13 protein-coding genes are annotated in these 9,486 nt (G+C 69.6%); 4 read left to right on the top strand and 9 right to left on the bottom strand.

Translation table 11 applies throughout. The features are described from left to right. Window positions 1-61 precede the first annotated feature (61 nt). Window positions 62-1,648, bottom strand: coding sequence for an MDR family MFS transporter (locus ACWGIU_RS19425; protein WP_453707402.1), 1,587 nt, complete (start codon window positions 1,646-1,648; stop codon window positions 62-64). A gap of 140 nt (window positions 1,649-1,788) precedes the next feature. Here ACWGIU_RS19425 and ACWGIU_RS19430 point away from each other — a divergent pair, with 140 nt between their 5' ends. After that, the gene (locus ACWGIU_RS19430) at window positions 1,789-2,367 is read left to right on the top strand and encodes a TetR/AcrR family transcriptional regulator (protein WP_453707404.1); all 579 of its coding nucleotides are present in this window, start codon (window positions 1,789-1,791) and stop codon (window positions 2,365-2,367) included. Window positions 2,368-2,964: 597 nt separating this feature from the next. On the opposite strand, the gene ACWGIU_RS19435 is transcribed toward ACWGIU_RS19430, so the two are convergent. After that, window positions 2,965-3,375 (bottom strand): nuclear transport factor 2 family protein, encoded by a 411-nt coding sequence (locus ACWGIU_RS19435; RefSeq protein ID WP_453707406.1) that lies wholly within the window; start codon window positions 3,373-3,375, stop codon window positions 2,965-2,967. 115 nt (window positions 3,376-3,490) lie between these two features. Here ACWGIU_RS19435 and ACWGIU_RS19440 point away from each other — a divergent pair, with 115 nt between their 5' ends. The 3 genes from ACWGIU_RS19440 (at window position 3,491) to ACWGIU_RS19450 (ending at window position 4,937) form a co-directional block, all read left to right on the top strand. Then, window positions 3,491-4,018 (top strand): TetR/AcrR family transcriptional regulator, encoded by a 528-nt coding sequence (locus ACWGIU_RS19440; RefSeq protein ID WP_453707408.1) that lies wholly within the window; start codon window positions 3,491-3,493, stop codon window positions 4,016-4,018. Between the two features lie 94 nt (window positions 4,019-4,112). Then, entirely contained in the window at window positions 4,113-4,586 is a 474-nt protein-coding gene (locus ACWGIU_RS19445) for a carboxymuconolactone decarboxylase family protein (protein WP_453707410.1), read from the top strand. A 207-nt stretch (window positions 4,587-4,793) separates the two neighbouring features. Next, a complete protein-coding gene (locus ACWGIU_RS19450; RefSeq protein ID WP_453707412.1) occupies window positions 4,794-4,937 on the top strand; it encodes a hypothetical protein in 144 nt (47 codons plus the stop codon). Here ACWGIU_RS19450 and ACWGIU_RS19455 read toward each other — a convergent pair. The 7 genes from ACWGIU_RS19455 to ACWGIU_RS19485 form a co-directional block, all read right to left on the bottom strand. Next, window positions 4,934-5,569, bottom strand: coding sequence for an OmpA family protein (locus tag ACWGIU_RS19455; protein ID WP_453707414.1), 636 nt, complete (start codon window positions 5,567-5,569; stop codon window positions 4,934-4,936). The two genes, ACWGIU_RS19450 and ACWGIU_RS19455, sit on opposite strands and share 4 nt — an antisense overlap. A 4-nt stretch (window positions 5,570-5,573) precedes the next feature. Further along, window positions 5,574-6,113 (bottom strand): hypothetical protein, encoded by a 540-nt coding sequence (locus ACWGIU_RS19460; protein WP_453707416.1) that lies wholly within the window; start codon window positions 6,111-6,113, stop codon window positions 5,574-5,576. Between the two features lie 72 nt (window positions 6,114-6,185). Continuing rightward, complete coding sequence (locus tag ACWGIU_RS19465) at window positions 6,186-6,812, bottom strand: pilus assembly protein TadG-related protein (protein ID WP_453707418.1); 627 nt, start codon at window positions 6,810-6,812, stop codon at window positions 6,186-6,188. Next, window positions 6,809-7,057 carry a hypothetical protein gene (locus ACWGIU_RS19470; RefSeq protein ID WP_453707420.1) on the bottom strand — a complete coding sequence of 83 codons (249 nt, stop codon included), beginning with the start codon at window positions 7,055-7,057 and terminating at the stop codon, window positions 6,809-6,811. Before ACWGIU_RS19470 ends, ACWGIU_RS19465 begins: the two co-directional genes overlap by 4 nt. A 110-nt stretch (window positions 7,058-7,167) precedes the next feature. Continuing rightward, on the bottom strand, window positions 7,168-7,854 hold the full coding sequence (locus ACWGIU_RS19475) for a response regulator (RefSeq protein WP_453707422.1): 687 nt from the start codon (window positions 7,852-7,854) through the stop codon (window positions 7,168-7,170). A 3-nt stretch (window positions 7,855-7,857) separates the two neighbouring features. Beyond that, entirely contained in the window at window positions 7,858-8,748 is an 891-nt protein-coding gene (locus ACWGIU_RS19480) for a DUF5936 domain-containing protein (protein WP_453707425.1), read from the bottom strand. Window positions 8,749-8,767: 19 nt separating this feature from the next. Next, on the bottom strand, window positions 8,768-9,486 hold a 719-nt coding region (locus ACWGIU_RS19485), incomplete at its 5' end, for a type II secretion system F family protein (protein ID WP_453707423.1).

Here is a 9,486-nt window from a genome sequence, read left to right on the forward strand (position 1 = left end):
TTCCTGGTGGTACCGATGCTGGTGCTGATGCCGGCCTGGTGCCGGTGCGGCGCGTCCTCGGTCAGTGCGCGAGCGACTCCTGCGCGGCCGGGGCGGCCTTGCCGTCATCCTCGGTGCCGGCCGGGGCGGACGGGCTCGCGCCGCGGAGCGGGACCTCCTTGACGAACCAGGCCGCCGCGAAGCCCAGTACGGCGATGGCCGCGCCGAGCAGGAACGCGGAGTGCGTACCGGCGGCCACCGCGTGCTGGTAGGCGTCGCGTACCGCTTCGGGCAGCTTGGCCAGGCTCGCCGCGTCCAGCTGGGCGGAGCCCGCGGCTCCGGCGGCCTCCGGGCCCAGGCGCTCGGCCATGGTGTCCGTGACCCGGGCGGTGAAGAGGGAGCCCATCAGGGCCACGCCGAAGGAGCCGCCGAGCGTGCGGAAGAGGGTCGCCGAGGAGGAGGCGACGCCCATGTCCTTCATCTCGACGCTGTTCTGCGCGACCAGCATGGTGATCTGCATCAGGAAGCCGAGGCCGGCCCCGAGGACGGCCATGTAGAGGCCCGACACGAGACGGGTGGTACCGGTGTCCATGGTGGCGAGCAGGAACATCCCGACGACGAGGAGCGCGCCGCCGGCGATCGGGAAGATCTTGTACTTGCCGCTGCTGGTGGTGATACGGCCCGCGATCAGGGAGACGACCATCATCGAGAGCAGCATGGGCAGGAGCAGCAGGCCCGAGTTGGTGGCGGAGGCGCCCTGCACCGACTGCTGGAACAGCGGGAGGTAGAGCACGCCGCCGAACATCGCGAAGCCGACGAGGAACCCGATCACCGACATGAGGGTGAAGTTGCGGCTGCGGAAGATGTGCAGCGGCATGACCGGCTCGGCGGCCTTGGTCTCCGCGTAGAGGAACGCGGCGGTCGACAGGACACCGACGGCGATGAGGGCGAGGATCTCGACGGAGCCCCACGCGTACTCGCTGCCGCCCCAGGTCGTCACGAGGACGGTGGAGGTGATGGCGACGGTCAGCAGCGCGGCGCCGAGGTAGTCGATCTTGCCCTGCGCCCGCTTCTTGGGCAGGTGCAGCACGGCGGTGACCATGGCCAGCGCGACCGCGCCGAGCGGCAGGTTGATGTAGAAGGACCAGCGCCAGCCCCAGTGGTCGGTGATGGTGCCGCCGACGAGCGGTCCGCCGATCATGGCGAGGGCCATCACGCCGGCCATCATGCCCTGGTACTTGCCGCGCTCACGGGGCGGGATCAGGTCGCCGATGATCGCCATGACGCCGACCATCAGACCACCGGCGCCGAGGCCCTGGATCGTGCGGAAGCCGATCAGCTGGCCCATGTCCTGGGCCATGCCGCTGAGCGCGGACCCGATGAGGAAGATGACGATCGAGGTGAGGAAGGAACCCTTCCGCCCGTACATGTCGCCGATCTTGCCCCAGATGGGGGTGGAGGCCGCGGTGGCCAGCGTGTACGCGGTGACCACCCAGGAGAGGTGCTCCAGGCCGCCGAGCTCGCCGACGATCGTCGGCATCGCGGTACCGATGATCATGTTGTCGAGCATCGCCAGCAGCATCGCGATCATGAGCGCCATGAGGACGACCCGTACGCTGCGCGGCTTCACCTCCTTCGAGGTTCCCGCAGGCTTGACTGTGTCCACCATGTCCACTCCCCTGGCCCTACGGCCCTGCTTCTCGCACTTCGTCCCGCACCGGCACTTACCTGCCGCCCGGCTAGTTCACTACAATGGGGACGGTAGACCCGCAACTAGCCGGGCGTCAAGTAAGTAATTTGGGGAGAGCCATGTCCAGCAGCAGTCCGCAGCGACGCCGTGGGGACACGCGTCAGCGCATCCAGGACGTCGCACTGGAGCTCTTCGCCGAGCAGGGGTACGAGAAGACGTCGCTGCGCGAGATCGCGGAGCGGCTGGAGGTCACGAAGGCGGCGCTGTACTACCACTTCAAGACCAAGGAAGACATCATCATCAGCCTCTTCGAGGACCTGACGCGGCCCATCGACGAGCTGATCACGTGGGCGGAGGGCCAGCCGCGCACCCTGGAGACCAAGCGCGAGGTGCTGCGCCGCTACAGCGAGGCGATGGCCGGGGGCGCCGTGCTGTACCGCTTCATGCAGGAGAACCAGGCGACGACGCGCGAGCTCAGCATCGGCGAGACGGTGAAGAAGCGGCTCTTCACCCTGGTGGAACTGCTCCGCACGCAGGACGGCCCGCTGACGGACCAGGTCCGCTGTGTCAGCGCGCTGTTCACCCTGCACGCCGGGATGATGTTCCTCCAGCACGTCGAGGGAAACCCGGAGGAGACCCGCCTGGCCGCCCTGGAGGTCGCCACGGACCTCATCACCCAGGCCCACCACCAGGCGTAGGGGCAGCGGCGGTTCGCGTCCCCCGCAGGGAGCGGCGAGCGCTTGCGTACGGTCGGGGACGGTCGGGGTGGCGGTTGAGTACGGCTACTCACGCCCTCCTCCCGGTGCCCGGGAAAAGCTGTCGGCATGTCGCAGCGACCCCGCCCCCCGCACCGCGCCGGAGGATTCGCGCGGCGCCGGAGGATTCGCGCGGCGCCGGAGGATTCGCGCGGCGCCGGCCGCCGGGCCGGCACTGGCCGCCGTGGTGGGCGGCACGGTGGTTCTCGCCCGGTGGTTCCCGCCCGGTGGGTCGCGCCGATCCGGGACGGAACTCCGTATCCGGTCGCCGATCCGGCCGCCACGGCCCGCCGACGGGAGGGCGCCACCCAGTCGACGCCGCGCTCGGCCTGCCGCGCGCCGAACGGGCCGACCGGCCCGGCGCCGACGTGGTGGCCGAGGGCGACGACTGCCACCTCCGGGGCAAGCGCACCTGGTCCCGGCGCGGGATCGCCTGTCCGCCGCAGGATCGCCGGGGCGGCCGGGGCGGCCCCTGCCGGGAGGGCCGTGGAGGGGGGACGCACCCGGCACCGGGACCGGCGCGCCGGGCGGGCGGACGGGTCAGGCGAGGTGGCGGTCCCCGGCGGCGATCGGGACGTCGTTGATGCTCGCCTCGCGCCGCCTCATCAGGCCGTCGTCGTCGAACTCCCACTGCTCGTTGCCGTGACTGCGGAACCACTGGCCGGCGGCGTCGTGCCACTCGTACTCGAAGCGGACCGAGATGCGGTTGCCGGTGAAGGCCCACAGCTCCTTGCGGAGGCGGTAGTCGAGCTCGCGCTCCCACTTCGCGGCGAGGAACGCGCGGATCTCGGCGCGTCCGGTGAGGAAGCGGTCCCGGTTCCTCCAGACCGAGTCCTCCGTGTACGCGAGCGCGACGCGCTCGGGGTCGCGGCTGTTCCAGGCGTCCTCGGCGGCCTGGACCTTGGCGCGGGCGGACTCTTCGGTGAAGGGCGGCAGGGGCGGACGCGTCACAGGAGATCCTCCGAAGGGGAGAAGAGAAGAGGAGCGAGAACGTACGTTCTCGGCCCCGCCCACCGTATGAGAACGCTCGCTCTCGGCGCAAGGGGAAACGGGCTACCCTGCACGCATGGACGACGAAGAGGCCCGCACCCGGCTGCTGGACGCGGCGGAGGAGCTGTTCTACCGGCACGGCATCCAGGCCGTCGGCATGGACCGGATCCGCACCGCCTCCGGGGTTCCCCTCAAGCGCCTCTACCGACTCTTCCCGGCGAAGGAGTCCCTCGTGGCGGCCTACCTGGAACGCCGCGACCGGCGATGGCTGGACTCCCTGCGCGCCGCGGCCCTCACCCCGGCGGAGCCACGGGCGCGGGTGCTCGCGGTCTTCGACTGGCTGGCGGACTGGTTCACCGAGCCCGACTTCCGGGGCTGCGCGTTCCTCAACGCGTACGGGGAACTGGGCGCGGGGGCCCCGGAGATCGTCCGCGTCCACAAGGCGGAACTCCACGCCCTGCTGGCCCGCCTGAGCTCCGACCGCCTCCTCGCCGACCGGCTCCTGATCCTGACGGAGGGAGCGACGACGGTGGCGGCCCTGACCCCCGGCCCGGAACCGGCCCACCGCGCCCGCGAAATCGCGGAGCTCCTCCTGGGCGAGTGACGCAGGTCACGTTCGCTTGTCCCGTAGGGCTGTCACATCCGGGTCGCGTTCTCTGTCAGAGCTGTGTAACCGTCGGCACGGCAAGGAGATCACGATGGAAGCGCGTCTCAACCTCTACGGCAACGCGGTCGCGACCAAGTTCGGCCGGTACATCAACTCCGCGGGCAAGGTCATCTCGGAATCGACGCTGCCGCACGCCACGCAGGAGCTGGTGAAGCTCCGGGCCAGCCAGCTCAACGGCTGCGGCTTCTGCACCGACATGCACTTCAAGGACGCCTCGCACGCCGGGGAGGACCCGGTACGGCTCAACCTGGTCGCGGCCTGGCGCGAGGCGAAGGTGTTCACCGACGCCGAGCGGGCGGCCCTGGAGCTGACCGAGCAGGGCACGCGCATCGCCGACGCGGCCGGCGGCGTCTCGGACGAGGCGTGGGCCAACGCGGCCAAGCACTACGACGAGGACCAGCTGGCGGCACTGGTGTCGCTCATCGCCCTGATCAACGCGTACAACCGCCTGAACGTGATCGTCCAGCAGCCGGCGGGCGACTACCAGCCGGGCCAGTTCGGCTGATCCCGCGCAAGGGTCCGGCCCCGACCGGGGAGGGGCCGGCCCCGTGCGCATCGTTCTGGACGGGGTACTCACGACAAGCCCCCCTCCTCGGCGCCGCCGTGGCCTTGGCGAGCGCCGTCACGCCGTTCGCCCAGGATCCCGGCTTCGTATGGGCCCGCCCGCCTTGTGCGCGTTCCCGCTGTTCCTCTGGTGGGGCCGATCCATGGCATGACCCCAGGGGAGGGCCAGCCCGCGCCGTGGCCCCTCGTCACCGAGCTCGTCCTCTGCGTACTGGCCCCGTCGCTCGTCCTCGGAACGCTGGTGGAGTCCTCCCGCGGCCGGCTCCGGCGTGGCAGCGCGCGAGCTGACTAACCGGCGCCGCGCGGGAAAGTGATCTCGACACGGCGGTTCTTCTTGCGGCCTTCCTCCGTGCTGTTGTCGGCGATCGGGTAGTCCTCGCTGTAGCCGCGGACGTCGAAGACGACACTCGGGTTGGTCACGGTCTTGGCCAGCTCGGCCTGCACGGCGTCGGCGCGCTGCTTGGACAGTTCCTTGCCGTGCTCGTAGCTGCCCTGGTCGTCGGTGAACCCGAAGACCCGGATGCGGGTCGCCTTCTGCGTGTTGATCTCGTTGGCGATGGCCTGGATCCGGGCGGCGGCCTGCGCGTTGAACACGGCGCTGTTCTCCGGGAACAACACCTCGGACTGCAGCGCCATCATGACGGTCTGGTTCGTCTCCTGCCGCCGCTGCTCCCCACCGAGGTCTTCGACGACCTCGGCGATGTCCAGCACCTTGACGGGCGCGAGCGTCCCGCCTTGCGGGATCTTGAGCCCGGGCGCGTTGGAGTCGATCTGTACAGGTGCGGAGGCGGATGGCTCGGTGCCGGGCGGTACGGATGGCTTGGCGTCGTCGGCTCGAGCGACGGTCACGCCGACTGATTGAACGCCGGCAACGACGAGCCCGACGACGGCTGCAGCGGCGAAAGCGCGGTGGCGTTTGGTCATGGGGTCACCCGGAGAGTTTGACGGTCGTCGTGGCGAAGGTGGGGAGGCTGAGGTCCACCTCGTTTGTGCTGGTCGGCGGAGCAGGGAACTGCGCGAAGAACGGCATGGTCTGGCCGGCCTCGATGATGTTCAGCCCAGTCGTGCACAGACACCGGCCATCGGTGTCTCGGAGCACGTAGTACCTCTTCTTCCCGACCTTGTCGACCAGGGTCACACCAGCTACGGATACACCACTGGCGTTCAGCTCGTTGCCGCGCCACGGCGCAGTGTTCACGTACGCAGCACTACCGGTGTTCTTCAACTGACCTTCGACCGTGAGAAATCCACCAGCATCCCGGGCAGCCTTGTTGATCGTCAGCACCATGCCCCCCTCGCCGTTCACCGTAGCGAGAATCTGAGTCGGCGAGGCATCCGCGCCCTTCACCGCTCCAGAAGGGGACGCCTCGCCGCTGGTCTGCGGCTTCGCCGACGTCGACGCAGCGGGCTTGTCTGACTTACCCGCTCCGCCACACCCGGTCAGGGCAAGGGCCAGGACGGCCACCATGCCTACGACCGCCTTCCCGTGGGCCGCGCGCCGCCGAACACTCATGTACTTGGCTTCCTTGTCTCTCGATCATCAGGCGATCAGGCGTACGTCAAACAGAACCGCAGCCAGCGAACGCCACGAGCGCGGTTGGGCGGGGTCATAGCCCACAACGACCCCTTTTTCGCAGTAGAATTTGATCGGCCCAGGTGGCGTCGGTGCCGGCGCAGAGCTGCCCCCACTCCCGGACTCCCCAGGTCTGATGTGGCAGCGCGGAACGATTTCCGCAGTCGCATCCGCTTCCCCACGCCTGCCACTTGTTCCAGGGACGACAGAATCCCCCACCGCTCCGTTCGTCTTCGACCGGACAGTGAACCGGGTACCCGACCGGTTACATGTCGTCGTCGCGTCATTCATGGCGGCGAAGTCATGCGCCGCCACACAAGCGCTGCCCGAAGTGTCGAATCGTTTGCCCAGCAGGACCTGCTCCCAGGCCTCCGGAGAGAGGGTGGCAAGGTCGATTCCGGGCACCAAGGTGTCTCGGCCCTCGCGCGCCGCTGCGAGTGCCGCGGCGTCCGCAGCCCCCTGCGCATTGCTGCGGACGATCGCCGCCTTGCCGATCGTGAAATACGCCAGAGCGGCGAAGAGTAGACCCGCCACGAGTACGACGTAGATGGGGAACGCCTGGCCGCGGTCACCGCCGAATCGGCGACAGGTCATCTGCCTGCCGTGATGCTCGCAACGGCAGCGGTGATCTTGGTCGTGATGGCCTGGCCAATTCCGGTGCCGATGATCGCACCGATGATCACCACGACCACCAAGATGATGCCCAGGTATTCGAAGGCGGTTTGGCCGCGGTCGAGGTTCGCGTGGCGCTTGCGGAGCCTTGTCACGGCCGTGTCCGTCCAGCCGTTCACCCTGATCCGTGCCTCCACGGCGGCCTTCAGCAGCGTGTTCTGTGACATGGGGGTTCCCTCCCGGGCCGGTACCGGTGTCGATCTGCGGACGGTACGGCGAGTAACCAGTCGTCACCAAGGGTCCCGGGGCCCAATTACGGACCCACTGCGCACTCTGTCTACCCATGACCGGTCACTCCTGGACGGGCGGTTCCCAGCCAGCGGGCTATCGCCTCGCTGCGCGTGGCGCTCCGGAGCTTCGCGAAGATGCGGTTGATGTGGTTCTTGACCGTCTTCTCGCTGATGAAGCAGGCGGCTGCGATCTGCTGGTTGCTCATCCCGGACGCGATCAGATCCATGATCTCCACCTCCCGGGAACTCAGCCCGAAGACAACAGAGTTGTGCATCCGCTCAGAAGACTGTGCCACAACTCGTTGCGGATGCGAAGAGGCCCGGAGCTCCGCGAGGAGTGCGCTCGCCGCCGTCGGGGTGAAGTGGGGGCGGCCCAGCGGGGCGTCCCGTACCGCCCTCAGCAGGCCCTCCGTCGTGAACTCGCCGTGCACGAGGTAGCCCCCGGCGCCCAACAGCAGGGCCTCGCGAATGATTTCGGCTTCCCTGCTGTACGTCAGCATCAGTACCGGGGCGAGCTGCACGAGGTGCGGCAGTGCCGAGATCCCGTCCACCCCCGGCATCCGGACGTCCAGCAGGATCACGTCCGGGGCGTGCCGGCGGGTCAGGCTCAGGGCTTCACGGCCGTCCGCCGCCTGGGCTGTCACGTCGAGGTCCTCGGCCGTGCGCAGGACGGCCGCCAGGCCCGCCCGGATGACCGGGTTGCCGTCCGCGATGAGCACGCTCAGCCGGGCCATGGCTCAGCCACCCCCGAACAGCGCGTCGAAGTCGACGTTCGCGCCGTAGACGAAGCCGCAGACCAGCAGGATCAGCGTGCCCGGAAGCATGAACATGGTCACGGCGAACGTCGCCTTCGGGACCGCCCGGGCCGCCCGGCGGCGGGCGTTCTGGGCGTCCGTGCGGCGCATGTCCTCGGCGATCGCGATCAGGGTCTCGACGATCGGCGAGCCGAGTTCCTCGCCCTGCTGCAGGGCCGTCACGAATTGCGCGACCTGCTCGCTGTCGTTGCGGCGGCGCAGTTCGTCGAAGGCCTGGCGGCGGCTGACGCCCATGTTCATCTGCTGCAACGTGATGCGGATCTCGTCGGCCCAGGGGCCTTCGTACTTGTCCGCCACCCGCTCCAGCGCCTGCCGGAAGCCCAGCCCGGCGCTGACGACGACCGCGAGAACGTCCAGGAAGTCCGGCAGGGTCCGCTCGATGTGGTCGCGGCGGACCCGGATCGCCGACCACAGGCCGGCCTCGATCCAGAACAGGCCGAAGGCCACCATGAGGAGTGCGGCGACCAGCTGACCGTTGATCAGCATCGAGAAGGCGCCGAGGGCCCCCAGGGCCCCGTACACCGCCCGCCGGGCCGCGTACCGGTCGATCGTCAGGCCGGCCGGGTTGCCCGCCATGTCGATCTGGCGGCGCTTGCCGGCCACCCGGGCCGGCCCCATCAGGCGCAGTACCGCGGGGGCCCAGCGGATGCCCATCCGGTCCACCAGGGAGCCGACCGCCGTCGTGCGGGTGGCGCCGACCTCCAGGGCGAGCGCGAGGTCCGTGGGCAGCTTCACGTCCGCGCGGTAGAGGCGGATGCCGTGGAACGCGCCGAGGACGGACAGGGCCACGGCCAGTGCGAGAAGAAGTCCGATCATCGTCCCGTCCGCCCCTTCACACGTCGATCTTCGACAGGCGGCGGATGAGGATGAACCCCAGGGCGAAGAGGCCGAGGGCGATGAGTACGGCCGTCTGGCCGAGAAACGCGCCCGTCATCCGGTCCAGGGCGCCCGGCATCATCAGGTCGACCAGCAGCAGGGACCCGAGGCCGATGCCGGGGACCAGGTACGCGGTCACCGTCACCTGGGACAGCTGGGTACGGATCTCCCTGCGGGTCTCCTTGCGCTGCTCCAGCGTCACCGTGAGGTTGCGCAGGCTGTCCACGATCGCACCGCCCGCGCGGGCCGACAGGACGAGTGTGGAGACCAGGACGACCAGTTCGCGGGAGGGCAGGCGCTCGGTGAGTTCGCCGAGGGACTCGTCGATCGAGTGGCCGACGGCGAGGCGGTCGGCGACGCGCGCCAGTTCCTCGCCCGCCGGTGCCTCCAGCTCCTCGGCGGCCATGCCGATGGCCGTGCGCAGCGCCAGTCCGGCCTGGGTGGCGTTGGCGAGGATGCGGGCCAGGTCCGGGAGCTGGTTGATGAACCGTTCCGTACGGCGCGCCCGCTGCCAGTTGAGGAACGCGTTCGCCGCCCAGATTCCGATCGCGCCCGCCACCGGTCCGAAGAACGGCGCGAGGAGCGAGGAGGCGATCAGCCAGCCGCTCCAGCTCGTCGGGCGGCACGCCTGCGCCGTGGTCGCGCACCGTGACCTCGACCGTGCCCGCCGCGCCC

It is taken from the genome of Streptomyces sp. NPDC054840, assembly GCF_053611065.1.